The following is a 20,986-nucleotide window of genomic DNA, read 5'->3' on the forward strand; positions in this document are numbered from 1 at the left end:
ACCGATTCATGGTCATCCTCAGCAAGCTGGAGCAGGAATACCTGCTGCGCACCATCGAATCCGGCATCGAGCTGTTCGACCTGCGCGCGCTGTTCCTGTGGGCGCAGGGGCCGCTGCAGGCGCTACTGCCGCACGAAGCCATGCTCTGCCTGCAGCTCGACGCGTCCGGGGCGGTCGTGCGCAGTGAATGCCTGCACCGCGCGGTGCTCGACGGCGCGGCGCTGACGCTGCTGGCAAGGTTGGGTGAGGAATTGGCCGCCGCCTGGCGCGCCGGACCGGGCCTGCCGGCCGTACTCGACCCCGTGCTGCCCGGCGGACAACTGTCCGGCTGCGCCGAACTATTGCGCGAGAGCGGTTTCGAGAATGTGCTGGTGCACGGCAGCGCGCCGCTGGAGGGCGGAGCTACCCTGTTCGCGCTGTTCGGCCTGCCGCTGCGGCCGGGGCCGCGCCAGGGGCACTTCCTGCAATTGCTGCTGCCTTACCTGCATCTGGGCCTGCTGCGGGCGCCGGCGCGCACGCGCCCGGCCGCCGCGACGGCTGTCCCGGCGCGCCCCTTGAGCGCGCGCGAGCTGGCCATCCTGGCCTGCCTGCGGGCGGGACGGAGCAACGAGGAAGCCGGGGAGGCCCTGGGAATCAGCGCGCTGACGGTGAAGAACCACCTGCAGCGCATTTACCGCGCGCTCGGCGTGGCGAACCGCGCCCATGCGGTGGCGCGCTGCCTGGAGCTACGGCTGTTGTGAGATGGGCGGCGCCGGACGGCGCCTGCCGAAAGCATTAGGACTGGGTGCTGTCGCCGGCGGCGGCGCGGCGCATCGCATCGATGCGGAAGGCTTCGGCATTGCCGTCGATGATGCGCAGGCTGTTGCAGCCTTCGGCGGCGCAGTCGGGCGCCGGCATGTTCGGCACGGTGGCGGCGACGGCGGCGGCGCCGGTCGCCGGGACGGCGCTGACCGGCGTCGTGACTGGCGCGCTGATCACGGTCGATGCCGCCAGCTGGGTCGGCATGGCGGCGTCTTGCTGGCCCGCGCCGCAAGCGGTCAGGAGGGCGGTCAGGACGATGGCGGTAACGGTGCGGAGGCTGAAGAATTTCATGGTGCGTGTGGAGCAGGCTCGTCGGTAACGGGCTTATTGTAGTGAGTAAATTTTTCCGATGCTCAATTATTTTCGTTAGCGAACGACAAAGATTTAACATTTAGAAATGAAATTGCCTGTAGTTGCGTTCAGATGAGCGAAGATGAGCTTGCATGCTCAAGTGAAACAAAAAATTCTTCAAGGCAAATGATGACTTACAGCAACAGCACACGTTGCTCGGCCGCGACGAAAAAAACACCAGATTTTCTTTCTGTTATGAACGTGCGTGCGGATCGTGATTCGCTTGACCACACCCGGCAGAGCAGGGAAGATGGGGTCCATGCGAACACTCATTCTTGCCCTCATGCTCGCCTGCGCCGCCTGCACCACCCAGGCCCAGGATCCGTCCCGCACGCTTCCATCCAAAGACGTCGTCGCGCCCGCAGCGCCCGCCGGCGACACCCTGGCGCGCATCCGCGCCATGACGGCGGACGCCACCTGCACCGAGCACGGCCAGTGCCGCACCGTGGCGATCGGCGCCAATCCCTGCGGCGGTCCGCAGGAATACCTGCCGTATTCGATGACGCGCACCGACGAAAAGGCGCTGCTCGAACTGGCGCAGCGCCACAAGGCCGAACGCCAGGCGCAGAACCAGAACAGCGGCATGGCTTCGATCTGCCGCTACCTGCCCGATCCGGGCGCGGTCTGCAGCGCCGGCGCCTGCCAGCTGGGCGCGTCCTCGCCCGCGCCGCGCTGAGATTGCGGCTCCGCAAACCGTCGATGCGCCCCGGCTGCGATGCTGGCGCTCGGGCGTGATGGCACAATGTAAAGAAATCTTGTCGGCGTTCAGTAGGGCGTGTTAGCCTTTCCTGCACGCTTTTCAACGCAGCATGGACGAGTCAACAGGAGCCGGTCGGATGCAATTCCTTTCGCAACAAGCCCAGCAGCGGCGCCAGGCAGGGTTTACCCTGCTCGAGCTGCTGGTCGTCATCGTGATCATCGGCCTGCTGGCCGCCTATGTCGGTCCCAAGTATTTCTCGCAGCTGGGCAAGTCCGAAGTCACGGTGGCCAAGGCGCAGATCGAAGCCTTCGACAAGTCGCTCGACACCTACCGCCTCGACGTCGGTCGCTACCCCAGCGCCGAAGAGGGCCTGGGCGCCCTGATGACGGCGCCGCCGAGCGCCGGCGCCAAGTGGAATGGCCCTTATCTGAAGAAGGGCGTGCCGCTTGATCCCTGGGGCAACGCCTACCAGTACCGTGCGCCCGGCAGCAAGGGCGAGTACGAGATCATCTCGCTGGGCAAGGATGGCCAGCCCGGCGGCGCCGGAGACAACGCTGACATCTCCTCGCAATAATCGCGCGTCATACTGCTGTCATCTCTTTCTTCCGGGCCCGTCTTCATGCAGTTCGCCGTTCGCACCCTCGCGCCCGACATGTCGATCTCCAGCATCGTGGTCGACGCCGCCGACGCCGTCGACGCCCGGGCCCAGGTCGAGGCGCGCGGGCTGTTCGTCAGCAGCATCGAGCCGGCCCGCGCCAATCCCTTCGCCGGCGTCGGCAAGCGCGGCGGCGCGCGGCTCTCGATCGTGCTGTTCAGCCAGGAGCTGCTGGCCCTGCTGCATGCGGGCCTGGGCATCGTCGAAGGCCTGGAAGCCCTGCTGGAAAAGGAAGCGAACCCGGGCGCGCGCGGCGTGCTGGAGCGCCTGCTGGGCGGGCTGCGCGAGGGCAAGCGCTTTTCCAGCGTGCTGGCGGCCCAGCCCGATCTGTTCCCGCCGCTCTACGTCGGCATCGTGCGCGCCGCCGAAGGCACCAGCGACCTGCCGCGCGCACTAAGCCGCTACATCGACTACCAGCAGCGCATCGACACCGTGCGCTCGAAGATCGTCAGCGCCTCGATCTATCCGGTGATCCTCCTGATGGTCGGCGGCGGCGTGAGCGCCTTCCTGATCGGCTACGTGGTGCCGAAGTTCGCCGAGGTCTACCACGGCGCCGGACGCTCGCTGCCCTGGATGTCGCAGCTGCTGCTCGACTGGGGGCAGTTCGCCTCGAGCCACGGCAGCGCGATCCTGGTGGCCGCCGTCTTGCTGGTCGCCGGCCTGGTCGCCGGCGTGCGCCACCTGGTGAAGACGGGCGGCGTGGCGCGGCTGCTGGGGCGCCTGCCGGGCATCGGCGAGCGCGCCCGCATCTATGAACTCTCGCGCCTCTACCTGACCCTGGGCATGCTGACCGAGGGCGGCATCACCATCGTCAACGCCATCGATACCGTGCAGCCGATGGTCTCGAGCGGCCTGCGGCGCGGCCTGGCGAACGCGCGCGCCGCGGTCGAATCGGGCCAGCCGCTGTCGCACGCGTTCGAGACCAACGGCCTTACCACGCCGATCTCGCTGCGCATGCTCCGGGTGGGCGAGCGTACCGGCGACATGGGACCGATGCTGACCCAGTCGGCCGCCTTCTACGATGGCGAGATCACGCGCTGGATCGACCGCTTCACGCGCACCTTCGAGCCGCTCTTGATGGCGGCCATCGGCCTGGTGGTGGGCGCCATCGTGGTGCTGCTGTACATGCCGATCTTCGACCTGGCAGGGGATATGTCGTGAGCGCGCAGCCGGCCGACAATCTGCTCGACCCCGGCCTGCTGGGCCGCGCCCGCGCGCTGGCGGCGGCGTCGCGCCGCGGCCTGGTGGCGGAGCTCGAAGGCCTGACCGGGCGCGAGCCGCGGAGGATCGTGCGCGAACTGGCCGCGCCCTTCGGGCTGCCGGTGATGGAGACGGCCGCCATGCTGGCCCTGGCGCCGGCCTTCGACCTGCTGCCGCTGGCCCAGGCCATGTCGCGCCACTGCGTGCTGCTGCGCGACGGCGCCGGGCGCCTGAGCGGGGTGGTGGCCGACCCCTTCGACCTCGACCTGCAGACCTGGCTCGGCGCCCAGGCGCGCGCCGACGCGCGCCACCCGCTGCCCCTGTGCCTGGCGCTGCAGTCCGACATCCAGGCCTACCTCTCCAAGCAGGAGGAATCGGCGCGCGCGGTCGACAGCCTGGTCGGCGGCGGCGGCGATGCGCGGCGCGACGGCAAGTCGGCCCAGGTGCTGTCCTTCGCCTCGGTGTCGGAAGCGGGCAGTCCGGCGGTCAAGCTGGTCAACTCGACCCTGTACGATGCGCTGAAAGCGGGCGCCTCCGACATCCACCTGGAAAGCACCGCCGGCGGCCTGTCCGTGAAATACCGGATCGACGGGGTGCTCGACCATGCGGCGACGGTCGGCGGCATCGAGCTGGCCGAGCACATCATCTCGCGCCTGAAGGTGCTGGCCGAACTCGACATCGCCGAGCGCCGCATTCCGCAGGACGGCAGCTTCCGGGTCGAGTCGGGCGGGCGCGACATTGACCTGCGCGTCTCGATCATGCCGAGCATCCATGGCGAGGACGCGGTGATCCGTATCCTGGACAAGCGCGCCATGATCGAATCCTACGGCGCGCTGACGCTGGAGGCGCTGGGCTTCGACGCGCCCTCGCTGGCGACCCTGCGCACCCTGGCCGAGGAGGCCTACGGCATGCTGCTGGTGACGGGGCCGACCGGTTCCGGCAAGACCACGACCCTGTACGCGGCCCTCACCGAGATCCACAACGGCCGCGAGAAGATCATCACCATCGAAGACCCGGTCGAATACCAGCTGCCCGGCATCCTGCAGATCCCGGTGAACGAGAAGAAGGGGCTGACCTTCGCGAAAGGCCTGCGCTCGATCCTGCGCCACGACCCCGACAAGATCATGGTCGGCGAGATCCGCGACCGCGAGACCGCCGAGATCGCGGTGCAGTCGGCGCTGACCGGCCACCTGGTGCTGACCACGGTCCACGCCAACAATGTGTTCGACGTGTTCGGCCGCTTCACCCACATGGGGATCGACCCCTACGCTTTCGTCTCGGCCCTGAACGGCATCTGGGCCCAGCGCCTGATCCGCATGAACTGCCCGCACTGCGCGGCGCGCTACGCGCCGGACGCGCTCGAGCTGGCCTCGGTGCACCTGGCGCCTGACGAGGTGGGCGACTATGTCTTCATGCGCGGGAAAGGCTGCGGCGACTGCCGCGGCACCGGCTACCGGGGACGGCGCTCGATCGCCGAGATCCTCACCCTCAACGACGAGATCCGCGAGCTGATCGTCGACAAGCAGCCGATCCGCCGCATCAAGGCCGCGGCCCAGGCCAACGGCACCCGGAGCCTGCGCCTGGCCGCGCTGGACCTGGTGCGGGTGGGGGCCACCACCATCGACGAAATCAGGCGGGTGACCCTGCATGCGTAGAAAATTCGGACAATCGCTGCGGCTCGGCATCGCGCCGGATGGACTGGCCCTGCTGCGGGTGGGCGGCTGGCCTACGGCGTCCGCCGTGGTGCTGGCGGTACAGCCGGTGGAAGCGGGCGCGCCGGACGCGCTCGAGAACGGCCTGCGCGCGCTGCTGTCGGCGGCGGCGGAAGACGGGTTGCGGCGCTGGCCGCTGACCGTGGTGCTGGCCGACGACCTGGTGCGCCTGTGGCAGGTCGCGCCGCCGCAGGGCGCCAGCCGTCCCGGCGACCTGCAGGCGGCCTGCGCGCTGCGCTTCCAGTCCCTGTTCGGCGCCATGCCGGCCAACTGGCGCATCAGCGCCGACTGGAGCGCGCGTGCTCCCTTCCTGGCGGCGGCCGCGCCCGAGGCGCTGCTGGCCTTGCTGGAGGCGCTGGCGCGCGAGCACGGCTTCTACCTGGTCGAGGTGGCGCCGCAGTTCGTCGCCGCCATGAACGCCACGCGGCGCCAGCGCCGGCCCGGCGCCTGGTTCGGCCTGGTGCACGGCGACGTGCTGTCGCTGGCGGCCTACGACGGCGCGGCGCTTGCCGCCGTGCGCACCGCCGTGATCCCGCCGGGCGCCGACCGCGAGTGGCTGGAAGCGCACGTGGCGCGCGAGGCGCTGCGGGTCGGCGTGGGGCGGCCCGAGCGCCTGCAACTGAGCGGCCCGGCGCCGCGCGGCTGGGCCAGTTCGGCGGGGCGCCTGAAGTTCGCCTGCACCCTGCTGGAAGACGAGGACCCGGCGCCCGGCTGGCCGCTGCATGCGGTGCTGGCCCGCACCGGAGCAAAGGCGTGACCATGAAGCGCGTCCAGATCGATTTCGCCCCGCGCTCGCTGCGCCGCACCCTGCTGCGCACCCCGCCGCGCAGCGCGGGTTACCTAGCCGCGGTCGCGGCCCTGTGCTTCACCACCGTGATGACCTTCTCGCGCTGGCAGGAAGACCAGGCCGAGCTCGAAGCCCTGCAGGCCGCGCTCGCGGCCAGGGACAGCGCCGCGCGTCCCTTGCCGGTGGTGGCCACGCCGAAAGTGGCGCTGTCGGAAGGGCAGGCGCGCGCCGTCAACGAGGCCGTCATGCAGCTCAACTTGCCGTGGCGCGAGCTGTTCGAGGCGGTGCGCGCCGCGACGCCGGGCAGCGTGGCCCTGCTGGCCCTGGAGCCGGACGCGAAGCGCCGCACCCTGCGCATCACGGCGGAAGCGCGCACCAGCGACGACATGCTGGCCTACGTCGCGCGCATGCAGGAGCAGAGCTGGTTCGGCAGCGTCATGTTGAGCCGCCACGAGATCGCCGAACAGGATCCGAACCGTCCGCTGCGCTTCCAGCTCGTGGCACAGTGGGGTTCCCAATGAAGGGGGCATCGCTCGGATCGCTGTGGCTGCGCCTGCGCGTCGCGCTGGCGCGCATGAATCCGGTGCTGGTCGTGGCCACGCTGCTGATGCTGGCGTGCGTCGCGTCGCTGGCCTGGCTGGGCGCGGCGCGCATGCGGGTGGCCGAGGACTACGACGCCGCGCGCCTGGCCGCCGCGCGTCCGGCCCCACCGCCGCCGCCGCCCGCGGCGCCGGGCGCCGACCAGAACCTGGCGCACTTCTACGCCGCCCTCGGCCAGCGCCGCGGCGTCGAGCGCCAGTTGAAGGAACTGTTCGCGCTGGCCGCCAGGCACGGCCTGGTGCTGCGCCAGGGCGAGTATCGCGCAGGCCAGGACCGCGCCGGCGGCTTCACGACTTACCAGGTCAACCTGCCGGTCAAGGGCCGCTACGGCGCCATCTGGGCCTTCGCCTTCGACACCCTGCGCGCGCTGCCGCACGCCTCGCTCGACGACGTCAGCTTCCGGCGCGACGCCATCGGTGAAGAGAACGTCGAGGCGCGCCTGCGCCTGACCCTGTACCTGTCCGGAGCCGCGCGATGAAGCCGCGCCACATCGCGATGGGAGCGGCGCTGGTGCTGGCCGCGGGCCTGCTCGTCTTCGGCGACAACACGCCGGAAGATGCGGTGGCCGAACCGGTCGAACGCGCCCAGGCCGCGCCGCGGGCACGCGCCGTCGCCGCGAAAGAGGCGCCGGCGATCCTGCGCCTGATCCCGCGCGAGACCCTGATCGGCGGCGACGACCGCTTCGGCCAGGATGACGAGGGCAGGGACGTGTTCGCGCGCCAGGACTGGACCCCGCCGCCCCCGCCGCCGCCGCCCGCCGGCGCCTTGCCGCCGCCACCGCCGCCGAGCGCGCCGCCGCTGCCCTTCACCTATATCGGCAAGTCGCTGCAGGAGGGCAGGTGGGAAATCTTCCTGGCGCGCGGCGACCGCACCTACCTCGTGCGCGAAGCCGCCGTGATCGACGGCGCCTACCGGGTGGACGCCATCCGGCCGCCGGTGCTGACCCTGACCTACCTGCCGCTGAACCAGGTTCAGCAGCTCAATATTGGAGTGTTCGACTAATGCTTCGCCTACCACTGCGCGCGCTCTGCGCGGCCTTCGGGGTCCTGCTGCTGGCCAGCTGCGCGGGCCAGCGCGCCTACCAGGAGGGCAATGCGCTGCTGGCCCAGGACCAGGTCGCGGCCGGGCTGGCCAAGTACCAGGAGGCGGTCGCCGCCGACCCGAACAACGCCCAGTACCGCAGCGCCTTGCTGGTCGCGCGCGACAAGGCGGCCACCCGCCTGATCCTGCAGGCCGAGAACGCGATGGCGGCCGGCCAGGGCGCCGAAGCCGCGGCCGCCTGGAGCCGCGTGCTCGCCTTCGACCCCGCCAACGAGCGCGCGCGCGCCGGCCTGCGCCAGGTCGAGGCCGACCGCCGCCACGCCGCCATGCTGGGCGACGCGCGTGCGGCCTTCGAGCGCAAGGAATACGACACGGCGCGCCAGCAGCTGGCCGCGATCCTGACCGAGCGTCCCAGCCACGAAGCGGCGCGCCTGATGCTGCTGCAGGTCGACGAGGCCGCGGCGAAAGCGCCCACCGGCGAGGCGGCGCTGGCGGCGTCCTTCCGCAAGCCGATCAGCCTGGAATTCCGCGACGCGCCCTTGAAGCAGATCTTCGAGATCATCTCGCGCCATTCGGGCCTGAACTTCATCTTCGACAAGGACGTCAAGCTTGAGGCCCGCAGCTCGATCTTCCTCAAGAACAGCACGGTGGAGGCGGCGGTCTACTACCTCCTGATGAGCAACCAGCTCGAGCGCCAGGTCATGGACGGCAACACCATCCTGATCTACCCGAACGTGCCGGCCAAGCTGCGCGAATACCAGGAGATGACGGTCAAGACCTTCTTCCTGGCGAATGCCGACGCCAAGAACATCGCCAACACCTTTAAGACGATCCTGAAGTCGCGCGACGTGGTGGTCGACGAAAAGCTCAACCTCGTGATCCTGCGCGACAGTCCGGAAGCGATCAAGGTGGCGACCCAGCTGGTGGCGCTGCAGGACGTGCCCGAGCCGGAAGTCATGCTCGAGGTCGAGGTCCTGGAAATCAAGCGCAGCAGCATCGTGGACCTCGGCATCGCCTGGCCGCGCGCCTTGTCCTTCTCGCCGCTGCAGGGGCCGAACGGCGAGCCGGTGACGATCAACGAATTGCGCGGCCTGAACCGCGACACCATCCTGGTCGGCGGCGTGGTCGGCACCGTCAACGCCAACAAGGCCGACGGCGACTCCAACACCCTGGCCAATCCGCGCATCCGCGTGCGCAACAAGGAAAAGGCCAAGGTCGTGATCGGCGAGAAGATCCCGAACATCTCGGCCACCGTGTCCTCGGGCATCGGCGGCTTCGCTTCCGAGACGCCGAACTACGTCGACGTCGGCCTGACCCTGAACGTCGAGCCCACCATCTACCTGAACAACGAAGTCGGCATCCGCATCGCGCTCGAGGTCAGCACCTTGGGTGAAGCGGTGACCACGCGCTCGGGCAGCGTCGCCTACCGCATCGGCACCCGTTCGGCCACCACGATGCTGCAGCTGAAGGATGGCGAGAACCAGGTGCTGGCGGGCCTGATCAGCAACGAAGACCGCTCCAGCGGCAGCAAGGTGCCCGGTTTCGGCGACATTCCGGTGGTGGGGCGCCTGTTCGGCAGCACCCGCGACCAGCTCGATCGCACCGAGATCGTGCTGTCGATCACGCCGCACCTGGTGCGCACCGTGCAGCGTCCGCCGGCTGCGGCGTCCGAATTCGGCGCCGGCACCGAGGCCAGCTTCCGCCGCCGTCCGGACAGCACGGTGCGGGTGCCGGTGCAGCTGCCGTCCGGCGCCGTCCTCGCGCCGCGTCCCGTCGCCGGCGCGGCGCCGATTACCGGCACGGCCACGCCGGCGCCGGCGCCCGAGCGTCCGTTCTCGGTGCCGCCGTCGCAGCTGCCGTCGGCGCCGCCGAGCGGTTCGCCGCAATCGGGTCCGCCGGCCTCGCAGCCGGCCACCGAGCCCGAGGTGCAGGTCACGCCGGTGCCCGCGCCGCCGCCCGCGACCACCGCGAATCCGCCGGTCCAGTAGCCATGAACAGGCGCGGCTTCACCCTCATCGAGCTCTTGGTCACCTTGGCGATCCTGGCCTTGCTGGGGACCATGGTGGTGCCGGTGGCGCAAATCACGGCGCAGCGCCGCGACGAGGCCGAGCTGCGCCGCGGCTTGCGCGAGATCCGCGCCGGCATCGACGCCTATAAAAAGGCGAGCGACGAGGGCAGGGTGGCCAAGGCCGCGGGCGCGACCGGCTATCCGCCGCGCCTGGAGATGCTGGTCGAGGGCGTGCGCGACATGCGCAGTCCGAAGGAAGCGAAGATCTACTTCATGCGCCGCCTGCCGCGCGACCCCTTCCATTCCGACCCGGAGACGCCGGACGCCGAGACCTGGGGCAAGCGCAGCTACGTCAGCGAGCCGGACGAGCCGAAGGAAGGCGACGATGTCTACGATGTCTACTCGACGTCCGAAAAACCGGGCCTGAACGGCATTCCCTACAGAAGATGGTGATGGCAACCCGACCCGAGCGCCCGCGTGGCTTCACGCTGATCGAACTGCTGGTGGTGCTGGGCATCGTCGCGCTGCTGCTCACGCTCGCGGTGCCGCGCTTCTTCCCCAGCATCGACACCAGCCGCGAAACCATCCTGCAGGAGAACCTGAGGAACACGCGCGACATCATCGACCAGTTCCACTCCGACACCGGGCGCTATCCGGAGTCGCTCGAGCAGCTGGTGGAGAAAAAATACCTGCGCGAGCTGCCGATGGACCCGATCCTGGAGTCGCGCGAAGGCTGGATCATCGAGCCGCCGCCGGAAGGCGAGCAGGGCGTGGTCGGCAACCTGCGCAGCGGCGCGCCGGGGAACGACCGCAAGGGGCAGCCCTATGCGGAGTGGTAAACATCGTCAAGGCGGGTTCACTTACCTCGGCCTGATCGTCTTCGTCTTCATCATCGGCCTGGTGGGCGCCGCCACCCTGAAGGTCGAGGCCCTGCTGCGCCGCGCCCAGCTGGAACGGGAGCTGCTGGAAACCGGCGCCCAGTTCAGCGCGGCCCTGAACAGCTACGCCGCCGCGACCCCGCGCGGCCAGCCGCGTGCGCCGATGGCGCTGGACGACCTGCTGCGCGACAAGCGCTTCCCGAATCCGCGCCGCCACCTGCGCAAGGTCTTCATCGACCCGGTCACCGGCAAGCCCGAATGGGGCCTGGTGCGGGCAGGCGAGGCCGGTCCCATCCTCGGCGTGCACAGCCTGTCGCAGGCGACGCCGCTGAAGCAGGCGAACTTCGAACCGCGCTTCAGCGGCTTCGAGAACCGCGAACACCTGGCGCAGTGGCTATTCATGGCGCAGGAGACGGGCGCGCCGGTTCTGCTGCCGCCGAACGTGCCGGCGCGGCCGCAGACCCCGCCCGCCACGCCCGCGCCGCCGACGCCGCAGCCCTCGCCCGTGCCGGTTCCGGACCCGTCGCAGGACGAAGGACCGGCCGAAGCGCCGGAGGAACCGCCGTCGCAGCCGCAAGACCCGCCGGGCCAGTCACAGGATTCCGGCCGGTAGCCGGAACGCGCACGGCATCACGCCCTGGCGAGCGGCTTCATTCGGAAGCTGACGCCCAGGCGATTGATGGCATTCATCGTTGCAATCACGATGGTCAGTTCGACCAGGTCCTTTTCGGCGAAGCTGGCCAGCGCCGCCGCGTAGGCTTCGTCGGAGGCATGCGTTTCGCCGACGCGGGTCACTTCTTCCGTCCATGCCAGCGCCGCCTGCTCCCGGTCCGAGAACAGATAGCGCACCTCGTCCCACACCGGCACCAGGACGATCTTGTCGATCGACATGCCGCTCTTGATCAGGTCGCGCGTATGGATATCGATGCAGTGCGCACAGCCATTCAGTTGCGACGTTCGCAGGAACACCAGGTGGATCAAGTCGTTCGGTAAGTTCGTCCCGGTGGTGGCGTAATGGTGCAGTGCGCCGACGGCTTTCGCACCGTCGGCCGATACCTGGAACCAGTTTGGGCGTTTCATGGCGGTTTTTCCTTTATCTATGGTCTGGCGGCGGGCCGTTCGCGCCACCGCTGTCGACAAGACGGGCGCCATGCACGATTTGTGACAGCGTCGAAAAAAATGCCCGAAACCTGTCACAGCGAGATGGCCTGGCCCGTCTAAGGAGCAGGAGGGCGCGCGGTGCGCCCTCCACCCTGACCAGAGGCCACCATGTCCCATACTGCTCGTCTTCCATTTTTTTCCTTGGCGCCCAACGCGCTGCATGCAATGATCAAGCTGTCGAAGACAGTGGGTCAAAGTTCGATCGGCGAGCGTCTCTTCGAGCTGGTGAACCTGCGGGTGTCGCAGGTGAACGGCTGTGGCGTATGTGTCGACATGCACTGGCGCTTCCTGCTCGCGCAGGGCGCCGATCCGCGCCACCTGAACGCGATCGCCGGCTGGCGCGAAGCCCCGTTTTTCAACCCGCGCGAGCGTGCGGCCCTGGCCTGGGCGGATGCCGTCAACGCGCTGCCGCAGCGGGATGACACCGATGCCGCCTACGAGGAAGTGTCCAGGCACTTCAGCGAGACCGAGATCGTGGAACTCAGCTACTGCATCGCCGCCATCCGTGGCTGGAACGTGTTGAACATCTCGCTGCGTAACCAGATTCCGGATCAACCCGCGCCAGGTTTTTGATGTCGGCCGCGGTAGGAAAAGAAAGGAAAGCTGCACCATGACCGACCAAGCCGACACGCCCCCGGAAGCGGCCTTCGAGATGCTGCGCCCGCGCCTGTTGTCGATTGCCTACCGCATGCTCGGCACGCGCGCGGACGCCGAGGACGTGGTGCAGGACGCCTGGCTGCGCTGGCATGGCGCGGCCAAGGAGGGCATCGTGTCCCAGGAAGCATGGCTGGTGACCGTGACGACCCGTCTCGCCATCGATCGCCTGCGCCTGGCCAAGGCCGATCGTGAAGCCTATGTCGGCTGGTGGCTGCCGGAACCGCTGGTGGAACTGGACGAAACGACACCCGAGAGCACGCTCGAACTGGCGAACGAGGTGTCGGTCGCCTTCATGTGGGTGCTGGAACGCTTGTCGGCGGAAGAGCGTGCAGCCTTCCTGATGCGCCAGGTATTCGATGCCGATTACGCCGACATCGCCGAGGTGGTGAAGAAGTCGGAGCCGGCCTGCCGGCAACTCGTGCATCGTGCGTCGGAGCGCGTCCGGCAGGAGCGTCCGCGCTTCGACGTCCCCAGGGACAAGCACCGCGAACTGCTGGACAGGTTCATCCAGGCCGCCAGGCATGGCAGCCGCGCCGACATGCGCGCCCTGATGTCGGACGAGGTGCAGCTGGTGGCGGACGGCGGCGGCAAGGTCGCGTCCTTCCAGCATGTCTTGAGGGGCGCGGGCCGCGTCGCCGGCGTATTCTGGGCGCTCGAACACCGGTTTCCCCTGCAGGTCGCCTACCGGGCCGCGCTCGTGAACGGCGAGCCGGGTATCCTGCGTTATGTGCAGGGAAAGCTGGAGTCGGTGCAGTCCTTCATCGTCGATGACGACCGCATCGTGGCCGTCTTCATCATGCGCAATCCCGACAAGCTGGCATCGGTGCCGCAGGCGCTCTGAAACGCCGCGCACCGCGGCCTCACTCCGCGCTCGCCGCATCCAGCGGCAGGCACACCCACGGTTCATACAAGGTCAGCGATTCGACCACCACGCCGGGCTGGAAGCAGACCTGGTCGCGCGTGATCATCTCCTCGGGCACTTCCACGGTGGTCGTTCCCGCATCCGGTTCGTCGCCGAAGCGGGTGCGGTAGCTGGACGAATCGGTGCTGTTGCCGGGCCGGTAGCGCACCAGCGGCATGGCGTCGTCGGGCAGGGGCAGGTCGAAACGCAGGACGATCGCGTATTCCCCGTCCTGTTCGACCAGGCTGCCGCGCGGGCGCGGCAAGCGCGCGACCTGGCGCGCATGGGTCGCTTCCAGGGTTTTCAGGTGGCGGGCGTAATCGTCCAGCACGAGGTCGAGGTCGAAGCCGGCGAGCTGGAAAGCGGTCTGCCACAAGGCGTAGCCGTCGAGGTCGCGCGGGAAATCCTCGCGCGCCAGTGTGCGCAGGAGGGTGTGCGGGGCCGCGGCGCCGTAGCGCTTGACCAGGCGATCGACCAGGATCGCGCCCAGCGGGTATTTCAGGTTGTCGTCGACCGTGCCGGCGAAAGCGGCCTGGTCGGTCAGCTGGCGCGGCTTGACCAGGCGCCGCGCCGAGACGATGGCCGCCGCCAGTTCCTGTTTTTCAGTGACGCCCGTCCCCGTGCCGACCTTGTTCTCCACCCACTCGGCCAGTCCTTCGTTCAGCACCATCATGTCGTCGAGCTGGGACGACTGGGCGCCGCCGGCCAGGCGCAGGGCCAGCACGTGCGCCGTTTCGTGCGCCAGGGTGTCGCTTGCGCCGCGGTCGTTCACGCGTATGCGGATGCGGTCGAGATAGGCGGTGCCGGCGTGGTTGCGGGTGGTGCCGGACAGGTCGACGTCGATCGGCGCGCCGCCCTTCGTTCCGAGCAGGGCGGCGACGGCCTCGAAGGTGCGGTCGGCTTCCGCGATCAAGGGGCGCACGCGCGCGCTGCTCAGGGCCGGGTAGCTGAAGCTGTAGTGCCGGGTGGTCGCCTGGCCGCTGGCGACGGGCATGAACTCGACGGCGTTGGCCCCTTTCCTGCCGGCCGGGGCGCCGTCGTCCCTGCTGCGCGCGGCCAGCAGCGCGACGCCCGCGAGCACGGCGGCGACCATCAGTCCGATGCCGAAGCGCGTGAGCCAGCGCCGCAGCCCGCCGATGCGCCGCACCCGCGCGCCGACCTTGCCGGCGCTGCAGAACAGGACGAAGGCGAGGGCGCCGAACAGCAGCGCCGCCCCGAGTTGGGTCCAGATGGACGACATCGGCAGTTGCCAGGCGGCGCCGGTGAAACGCAGGGCCAGCAGGTCGGTCGTATCGAGGGCCGAGGCCAGCGACGGCGCCTTGTCCTGCAGCAGCTTGATGCCGATCGCGCACAGCGCCAGGACCAGCCAGGCCACGTGGCGCAGGAAGCCCAGCAGCATGCCGGCCGTCAGCGCCACCGCCGTCGCCAGGATGCACAGGCCGAACATCGTCAGCAGCAGGGAAGGCCGCAAGGCATGGTCGAGCGAGCCGCGCGTGGCCGTGTGCAGGGCCGCATTCCACAGCAGCGCGCAGGCGGGGTAGATCAGCAGCACCAGCAGCGCCGCCTGGACCTTGGCCATGAACACCGCGCGCCGGGTCAGCGGCAGCCCGTCGAGGAAGTTCAGCGTGCCTTCGTCGATTTCACGCACCAGCAGATTGGTGCCGAGGGCGAAGCCGAACAGGAGCTGCATGACGCCCAGTCCCTCGGACAGCGTGTGCATGCGGGCGGGGAAGGGGACCGCGTCGAAGGGGAGCAGGAAGACGCCGGCGGTCTCCATCAGCAGCAGCGCCAGCACGATGAACAGGAAGGGGCGCAGGCTGCGCAGCTCCTTGCGAAGCAGTGCGGCGCTCATTGCAGCTCCCAGCGGCGCGCCGCCAGCCTGACGCTGCAGCCGAGCAGCGCGTCGCGCCGCTCCACCGCGGTGAACAGGCGGGTGCCGCGCGCGAACGATGCCGGCAGCACGCCGGCGCGCGTGGCGTCGACCCGGGCCAGCGATTCGGACCGGATCTCTCCATCCCAGGGGCCGAGGGCGACGTACAGGACCGAGAAGGGCGCTACCTCGCCGTCCGTCGGCCCCAGCCGGTAATGCACTTCGTAGGTTTTCCCGGCCATGCGCTGCGCGCTGAAGCGCGCCTGCGGTAGCGCGATCGCGTCGAGCGCGGGCGCCAGGCGCGTCTCCTCGGCGGCGAACAGTGTGTCGAAGCGGCGCACCAAGGTGGCCTGGTCCGGTGCGCCGCTTTGCGCCAGGAGTGCGGGGAAATCCGGAGCGAACAGCGAGTCGCCCGCTTCGCGGGATGGCCGTTCGCCCAGCACCGAGCGCGCCAGCGCCTGGAAGCGCGGCGCGCCCATGTCCTGGGCCAGCGAGGCGACCATGCGCCATGCCAGCGCGTCGGCCAGGCAGGGGCCGAGCTGTTCGCGCACGCTCAGCCACTCGTGCACGACGCGCCGGGCGCCATCGGGCCGGGCCTGCAGCAGGCGCGCGCCGAAGGCGGCACGCAGCGCCAGCTTCTCCTGCCGGCGCGGCAGGTCGCGTGCGACCAGCCACTGCGCGGCGCCGTCCAGCAGCCAGCGCCGGTCTTCATTCGCGGCGCGGCCACGCGAATGCCAGCCCATCCACGAGGCCAGGGCGTAGGCCCGGAATCCCTCGGCGTCGAAGGCGCTGTTGGTGAAGGCCGCGCGCAGCACCACGCCATCGGTATTCGGAAGAGCGGCGCGCTGGAAGGCGTCGCCATCGAGGGCGTCGTCGGGCAGGGCCGTCAGCGCAGGCGCATCGCGCAGGGCCAGGAAAGCCTGCATGCGCGCCAGGTCGGCCGACAGCCCATTGGCCAGCGTCCTGGCTTCGCCGGCGGCTCCTGCGAAGCCGACCGCGACCGGCGGGCTGCCGGTGCTGCGCACCGCGTGCGCCAGTTCGAAGGGCGGCTTGGGTTTGCGCTCCTCGATCACCGAGATCGCCATGATCACCGCCAGGAAGCCGATCGTCACGGCGGATAGTTCGCGCGGGCGCATGCGGCGCGACAGGGCGACCACCAGCGAGCCCTCGGCCGACAGCGCCAGCGCGAAGGTGGCCGCGACCAGCGCCGCGCCGATGGCGCAGGTGGTCAGGACCGCCTGCAAGGGCAGGACCAGTCTTTCGAAGACCATCGATTCCTGCACCAGGTAGAACGGCGCCCATTTCGCGACCGGCAACTGGCCGGTCGTGTCCGCCGCGATCAGGCATATCAGCAGCAGGGGCCAGAACACGAAGCGGTAGCGGCCGGTCAAGCCGACCATGAAGGCCAGTGAATAGCAGAGGAACACGAAACTCGCGCTGCGGATGGCCACCAGGGCGACATAGTGCGGCGTCAGCGAGACCTGGCCGCGGGCGGCGAGCAGGGTCGCGCCAAGACAGGCCGCCATGGCCAGCAACAGCACCGTCATTCCCAGCAGCCATTTGACTGTCAGCACCTGGGTCCGGCTGACGGGCAAGGTCTCCAGGAACAGCTGGGTCCGGCCCATGTATTCGCGTACGACCAGGCGGTAGCCCAACACCAGCGACATCAGCGGCGCCATCAGCACGACGACTTTCTGGTAGGCCACCATGGGACTGCCCATCGTCTCGGCGCCATGCAGCGCCACGGCCTGGGTCAGCGCCAGCAGCAGCAGGATGGCCAGCAGCACCCAGCGGTGTTCGCGCCACTCCTTGTAGAGCAGGGCGCGCATCAGGCGGACACGCTGTCGGTGCGGGCGAAGGCCAGGAAAATATCTTCCAGCGACAGGGATGCGACGACGACGCCCGGCGGCCATGCGCTTTGTTCCCACAGCGCAGGGTCGGCCTGCCAGATATCGCCGCGCAATTGCGTGAATCCTTCACCGGGCGCGACCCCGGCATCGGCGACGATCCTGCGCACCTGCCTGCGCAAATCGCTCACCTCGCCCTCGAAGCGGCAGGCGCCGCTCTGAACGATGCCGACGCGCTGCGCCAGCTGCTCGACTTCGCCCACCAGGTGCGAGGAAAACATCACCGTCGTGCCTTGCTCGCGCTGCAAGACCTGCAATTGGTCGTTGAATTCGCGCCGCGCCACCGGGTCGAGGCCGGCAGTCGGTTCGTCGAGCAGCAGCAGTTCTGGCCGCGGCGCCAGCGCCAGCGCCAGGCCCAGCTTGGTCCGCGTGCCGCCCGACATCTCCGACGCGCGGCGATCGCGCGGCACGTCGAGGATGCGCAGCAGGCGCTGGAATTCGGGCGCGTCCCAGGTCGGATAGAAGCTGCCGACGAAGGCGCCCAGCTGGTCGGCCGTCATCCACGGGTAGAAATTCGGTTCCTGGCAGACGTAGCCGATGCGCTGCTTGAGCTTGGCCGGGATGCGCTTGACCGAACGGCCCAGCACGGTGATCCGGCCGCTGTCGGGCCGTAGCAGGCCCATCAGCATTTTCAGGGTGGTGGTCTTGCCGGCGCCGTTGCGACCGAGGAAACCGAACATTTCGCCCTGGCGGACGGTGAGACTCAGGCCGTCGAGCGCCTTGACCTTGCCGTAACGATGGATGACGGAATCGAGCTCGACAGCGTTCATTTGTAGGTTGGGAATAAAGGTTCGTGGCAAATCACCGGGGCGGAGATTTATAACCCGTCAATATGTATGATGAGCCTGGAACGAGCAAGCGCATCGGGGTATCTGCCTTTGTTTTATCCTGCAGGCATAAGTGAAAACGGCTTCCCCCCGGCGAAGTTCGAAAAGCAATGACATCGCAAGAAGAAATGGAGAAGATGCCGTCATTGCTGGCCTATACTGCGTGGTATCTCAACAATCGTCGGGACTGGAAATGGGTGCGAAAACCTGGATGCTGCTTTATAGCGAAGGCAACGCTGCAGATATCTTAAGGAGTAACCCGGTCCTGGACCGCGGTGCGACGACCGGGTTGGTCGAGCGGCTGTTTGGCCTGCAAGTCCGCCCTCTCGAAAAAGATGGCGACCTGTCGCACACCTCGCCGCGTGACGAGGAAATCGTCGCCGCTTGCTTTCCCGGGCTCGCCGTCGTGGCAGCAGGCGAATTCTGTCTTGACTATCCCTCGCAGCTGGACCCGGCGTTCATCGAAGCGTTTTCTCCTGGAACCTTGTACCTGCACGCGATGCATAGCGTGGTGGACTTTTTTGGCTTCGCCATCTGGAAGAATGGGACGCTGCAGCGCTCGCTGAGCCTGAGCCCCGATTCTGGAATCCTGGATGACATCGGCCCACGCTTGCCTTTCGAAGTCCCTTTTTGGGCGGGCGAGCACCCGGCAGTCGATCCCGACGATGAGGACGACAGCTATCCCTTCGTATTTCATCCGCTGGAACTCGGCGAAGCGGCATTGAAGGAATTCTTCGGGTACCAGCTCGAAGGAATGATCGATCCCTCCCTGATCGAGCCGGAGGAAATTCCGTTGATGCGGTTCACGCGATAGTCAAGAGGATGCCGATGCCCTGCCTTGGGGGCAGTGTCGTCAAACGAAATCCTTGATGAATTCGTAATAGGCGCCAGGGCCGTATTCCGAGTGGCGCGCGACCGATTTCTTTATTTCGGTGACGATGCCGGTAAATTCCTTGACGGTGAGATCATTGGCATCGCGAATGTGCGCAAGACCGATCTCGACCATGCGCGCCACGATTCCATCGATGGCAGGATGCTTCAGGACGGTCTCGTTCTTCGCAAATCCACATTACTGTTTTACCGCGACGATCGCATTGTCGAGGCCGATCATGCAAAGAGCGTCGGTCAGTTGCGGCACATTTTCGTACTCGAGCTTGAGCCCCGATTCGATCTCACAGGCGACGCTTTGGTGAAGCGGATTGTTCTGGATGCTCATTTTTTCCTTTCAATCTCGGACGACTATTAGAGCAGCCCCGCGGCCGTTTGGTGCCGGAGCTTGTTCATTTTGCCCGCCGCTTGAAGTCGCGCGGACGGAAGCCCAGCAGCAGCAAGACCGCGAAGTAGGCAACGGCGGCGGCGCCGATGATGGCCGCCAGCGCGCCGGCGCGCAGCAGCGGCGTGGCGCGCAGCGCGATCCAGTCGAATTGCAGTTGCCCGAACCACGACACCGCGCCCATCACGCACACCGCGACGATCAGCCTGAGGAAGAAAGTGCCCCAGCCCGGCTGCGGCACGTAGATCCCGCGGCGGCGCAGGCCGGAATACAGGAAGGTCGCGTTGATGCAGGCGCCCAGGCCGATCGACAGGGCCAGGCCGGCGGTGCCGAACAGCGGCACGAACACCAGGTTCAGCAGCTGGGTGACCACCAGCACGCCCACCGCGATCTTGACCGGCGTGCGCACTTCCTGGCGTGCGTAAAAGGCCGGCGCCAGGGTCTTGACCAGGATGAAGCCGAGCAGGCCGGCGCTGTAGGCCATCAAGGGCATCGAGGACGCCGCCACGTCGGCCGCGTCGAATACGCCGTAGTGGAACAGGGTCGCGATCATCGGCACCGCGAGGGTCGCCATGCCGACCGAGGAGGGCAGGGCCAGCAGGAAGGTCAGGCGCAGGCCCCAGTCCAGCAGCGAGGAATATTCCTGGGTGTCGCCCTCGGTATTCGCTTTCGCCAGGCTCGGCAGCAGTATGGTGCCCAGCGCCACGCCCAGCAGGGCAGTGGGGAATTCCATCAGGCGGTCGGCGTATTGCAGGGCGGTGACCGCGCCGGCGGCGAGGCTGGCGGCGATGGTGGTGTTGATCAGGAGGCTGATCTGGGCCGCCGACACCGCGAACACGGCCGGCCCCATCTTGCCGAGCATGCGCCGCACGCCGCTGTCGCGCAGGCCGGTGAAGGGGTTGAGCGAGATGCGCGGCATCATGCCGAGCTTCACCAGCGAGGGAATCTGGATCGCCACCTGCGCCAGGCCGCCGACGCAGACGCCGACCGCCATCGCATAGATCGGCTGCTCGAAATAATCGGCCAGCACCAGGGCCGAGGCGATGAAGGAGATGTTGAGCAGCACCGGGGTGAACGCCGGAATCTTGAACTGGCGCCAGGTGTTGAGCACGCCGCTGGCCAGGGCCACGAAGGCCATGCAGGCGATGTAGGGGAACATCATGCGCGTCATCAGGACCGCCGCGTCGAACGCCGCCGGTTCCCGCTGCAGGCCGCCGCCGATCAGGTAGATCAGCACCGGCGCGGCCAGGATGCCGACGATGCTGGTCAGCACCGTGGCCCAGATCAGGACGGTGGCCACGTGGTCGACCAGCGACTTGGTCGCCTCCTGGCCGTGCTTGCCCTTGTATTCGGTGAGGATGGGCACGAAGGCCTGCGAGAACGCGCCTTCGGCGAACAGGCGCCGCAGCAGGTTGGGCAGGCGGAAGGCGATGTTGAAGGCGTCGGTGAAGTTGTTCGCGCCGAAGGTGGCGGCAAACAGGCTGTCGCGCAGCAGACCGGTGATGCGGGACACCATGGTCATGCTGGAGATGGCGGCGAGGGTACGGAGCAGGTTCATGGCGGGCGATTATACTTGGGCAACACCCTGAGTACGTGCCCGGACCGAGACAATAATGCATTTATGATTTGCCCTAAAGGGTTTCCTTCGCTATAATCG

Annotated in this window: 24 protein-coding genes; 16 read left to right on the plus strand and 8 right to left on the minus strand. The window is 68.2% G+C overall.

Features of this window, described 5'->3' with window-relative positions; genetic code table 11:
- Window positions 1-8 precede the first annotated feature (8 nt).
- A complete protein-coding gene (locus LQ564_RS21610; RefSeq protein WP_231060170.1) occupies window positions 9-740 on the plus strand; it encodes a LuxR C-terminal-related transcriptional regulator in 732 nt (243 codons plus the stop codon).
- Window positions 741-774: 34 nt separating this feature from the next.
- Here the strand turns inward: LQ564_RS21610 and LQ564_RS21615 are convergent, their stop codons facing one another.
- Complete coding sequence (locus LQ564_RS21615; protein WP_231060171.1) at window positions 775-1,092, minus strand: hypothetical protein; 318 nt, start codon at window positions 1,090-1,092, stop codon at window positions 775-777.
- 319 nt (window positions 1,093-1,411) lie between these two features.
- Between LQ564_RS21615 and LQ564_RS21620 the strand changes: the two genes are divergently transcribed.
- From LQ564_RS21620 to LQ564_RS21675, 12 genes are all read left to right on the plus strand, one after another.
- Window positions 1,412-1,828, plus strand: a complete 417-nt coding sequence (locus LQ564_RS21620) for a hypothetical protein (protein WP_231060172.1) — start codon at window positions 1,412-1,414, stop codon at window positions 1,826-1,828.
- Between the two features lie 160 nt (window positions 1,829-1,988).
- Window positions 1,989-2,426, plus strand: a complete 438-nt coding sequence (gene gspG, locus LQ564_RS21625; protein ID WP_231060173.1) for a type II secretion system major pseudopilin GspG — start codon at window positions 1,989-1,991, stop codon at window positions 2,424-2,426.
- Between the two features lie 45 nt (window positions 2,427-2,471).
- On the plus strand, window positions 2,472-3,668 hold the full coding sequence (locus tag LQ564_RS21630) for a type II secretion system F family protein (RefSeq protein ID WP_231060174.1): 1,197 nt from the start codon (window positions 2,472-2,474) through the stop codon (window positions 3,666-3,668).
- Window positions 3,665-5,362, plus strand: a complete 1,698-nt coding sequence (locus tag LQ564_RS21635) for a GspE/PulE family protein (protein WP_231060175.1) — start codon at window positions 3,665-3,667, stop codon at window positions 5,360-5,362. The genes LQ564_RS21630 and LQ564_RS21635 overlap by 4 nt, the downstream gene beginning before the upstream one ends.
- Window positions 5,355-6,176 (plus strand): hypothetical protein, encoded by an 822-nt coding sequence (locus tag LQ564_RS21640; RefSeq protein WP_231060176.1) that lies wholly within the window; start codon window positions 5,355-5,357, stop codon window positions 6,174-6,176. The genes LQ564_RS21635 and LQ564_RS21640 overlap by 8 nt, the downstream gene beginning before the upstream one ends.
- A 2-nt stretch (window positions 6,177-6,178) precedes the next feature.
- Window positions 6,179-6,727, plus strand: coding sequence for a PilN domain-containing protein (locus LQ564_RS21645; protein WP_231060177.1), 549 nt, complete (start codon window positions 6,179-6,181; stop codon window positions 6,725-6,727).
- The gene (locus tag LQ564_RS21650; RefSeq protein WP_231060178.1) at window positions 6,724-7,284 is read left to right on the plus strand and encodes a hypothetical protein; all 561 of its coding nucleotides are present in this window, start codon (window positions 6,724-6,726) and stop codon (window positions 7,282-7,284) included. The genes LQ564_RS21645 and LQ564_RS21650 overlap by 4 nt, the downstream gene beginning before the upstream one ends.
- Complete coding sequence (locus LQ564_RS21655; RefSeq protein ID WP_231060179.1) at window positions 7,281-7,808, plus strand: hypothetical protein; 528 nt, start codon at window positions 7,281-7,283, stop codon at window positions 7,806-7,808. Before LQ564_RS21650 ends, LQ564_RS21655 begins: the two co-directional genes overlap by 4 nt.
- Complete coding sequence (locus LQ564_RS21660) at window positions 7,808-9,835, plus strand: secretin GspD/PilQ domain-containing protein (protein ID WP_231060180.1); 2,028 nt, start codon at window positions 7,808-7,810, stop codon at window positions 9,833-9,835. The genes LQ564_RS21655 and LQ564_RS21660 overlap by 1 nt, the downstream gene beginning before the upstream one ends.
- A 2-nt stretch (window positions 9,836-9,837) precedes the next feature.
- A complete protein-coding gene (locus LQ564_RS21665) occupies window positions 9,838-10,308 on the plus strand; it encodes a type II secretion system protein (protein ID WP_231060181.1) in 471 nt (156 codons plus the stop codon).
- Window positions 10,308-10,694, plus strand: coding sequence for a type II secretion system protein (locus LQ564_RS21670; RefSeq protein WP_231060182.1), 387 nt, complete (start codon window positions 10,308-10,310; stop codon window positions 10,692-10,694). Before LQ564_RS21665 ends, LQ564_RS21670 begins: the two co-directional genes overlap by 1 nt.
- Window positions 10,681-11,346: a type II secretion system protein gene (locus LQ564_RS21675; RefSeq protein ID WP_231060183.1), complete on the plus strand. Its 666-nt coding sequence runs from the start codon at window positions 10,681-10,683 to the stop codon at window positions 11,344-11,346. The genes LQ564_RS21670 and LQ564_RS21675 overlap by 14 nt, the downstream gene beginning before the upstream one ends.
- A 17-nt stretch (window positions 11,347-11,363) precedes the next feature.
- Here the strand turns inward: LQ564_RS21675 and LQ564_RS21680 are convergent, their stop codons facing one another.
- Window positions 11,364-11,813 (minus strand): carboxymuconolactone decarboxylase family protein, encoded by a 450-nt coding sequence (locus LQ564_RS21680; RefSeq protein ID WP_231060184.1) that lies wholly within the window; start codon window positions 11,811-11,813, stop codon window positions 11,364-11,366.
- Between the two features lie 189 nt (window positions 11,814-12,002).
- Here LQ564_RS21680 and LQ564_RS21685 point away from each other — a divergent pair, with 189 nt between their 5' ends.
- Both LQ564_RS21685 and LQ564_RS21690 read left to right on the plus strand, forming a co-directional pair.
- Window positions 12,003-12,467, plus strand: coding sequence for a carboxymuconolactone decarboxylase family protein (locus tag LQ564_RS21685; RefSeq protein WP_231060185.1), 465 nt, complete (start codon window positions 12,003-12,005; stop codon window positions 12,465-12,467).
- A gap of 37 nt (window positions 12,468-12,504) precedes the next feature.
- Window positions 12,505-13,392, plus strand: a complete 888-nt coding sequence (locus LQ564_RS21690) for an RNA polymerase sigma-70 factor (protein ID WP_231060186.1) — start codon at window positions 12,505-12,507, stop codon at window positions 13,390-13,392.
- A 19-nt stretch (window positions 13,393-13,411) separates the two neighbouring features.
- Here LQ564_RS21690 and LQ564_RS21695 read toward each other — a convergent pair whose 3' ends face one another.
- Genes LQ564_RS21695 through LQ564_RS21705 form a run of 3 tightly spaced genes read right to left on the minus strand, consistent with a single transcriptional unit; the run spans window position 13,412 to window position 17,999 of the window.
- Window positions 13,412-15,304 (minus strand): ABC transporter permease, encoded by a 1,893-nt coding sequence (locus LQ564_RS21695; protein ID WP_231060187.1) that lies wholly within the window; start codon window positions 15,302-15,304, stop codon window positions 13,412-13,414.
- Window positions 15,301-17,151 carry an ABC transporter permease gene (locus LQ564_RS21700; RefSeq protein WP_231060188.1) on the minus strand — a complete coding sequence of 617 codons (1,851 nt, stop codon included), beginning with the start codon at window positions 17,149-17,151 and terminating at the stop codon, window positions 15,301-15,303. The genes LQ564_RS21695 and LQ564_RS21700 overlap by 4 nt, the downstream gene beginning before the upstream one ends.
- Window positions 17,151-17,999 (minus strand): ABC transporter ATP-binding protein, encoded by an 849-nt coding sequence (locus tag LQ564_RS21705; protein ID WP_231060189.1) that lies wholly within the window; start codon window positions 17,997-17,999, stop codon window positions 17,151-17,153. Before LQ564_RS21705 ends, LQ564_RS21700 begins: the two co-directional genes overlap by 1 nt.
- Window positions 18,000-18,129: 130 nt before the next feature.
- Between LQ564_RS21705 and LQ564_RS21710 the strand changes: the two genes are divergently transcribed.
- Window positions 18,130-18,870 (plus strand): DUF6928 family protein, encoded by a 741-nt coding sequence (locus LQ564_RS21710; protein ID WP_231060190.1) that lies wholly within the window; start codon window positions 18,130-18,132, stop codon window positions 18,868-18,870.
- 39 nt (window positions 18,871-18,909) lie between these two features.
- Here the strand turns inward: LQ564_RS21710 and LQ564_RS21715 are convergent, their stop codons facing one another.
- The 3 genes from LQ564_RS21715 to murJ all read right to left on the minus strand — a co-directional run bounded on the left by LQ564_RS21715 (window position 18,910) and on the right by murJ (window position 20,887).
- The gene (locus LQ564_RS21715; protein ID WP_231060191.1) at window positions 18,910-19,071 is read right to left on the minus strand and encodes a hypothetical protein; all 162 of its coding nucleotides are present in this window, start codon (window positions 19,069-19,071) and stop codon (window positions 18,910-18,912) included.
- A gap of 54 nt (window positions 19,072-19,125) precedes the next feature.
- Window positions 19,126-19,272: a hypothetical protein gene (locus tag LQ564_RS21720; RefSeq protein ID WP_231060192.1), complete on the minus strand. Its 147-nt coding sequence runs from the start codon at window positions 19,270-19,272 to the stop codon at window positions 19,126-19,128.
- A 64-nt stretch (window positions 19,273-19,336) separates the two neighbouring features.
- Window positions 19,337-20,887, minus strand: coding sequence for a murein biosynthesis integral membrane protein MurJ (gene murJ, locus LQ564_RS21725; protein ID WP_231060193.1), 1,551 nt, complete (start codon window positions 20,885-20,887; stop codon window positions 19,337-19,339).
- Between the last annotated feature and the right edge of the window lie 99 nt (window positions 20,888-20,986).

It is taken from the genome of Massilia phyllostachyos (genome assembly GCF_021044825.1).
GTDB classification, from domain to species: domain Bacteria; phylum Pseudomonadota; class Gammaproteobacteria; order Burkholderiales; family Burkholderiaceae_D; genus Telluria; species Telluria phyllostachyos.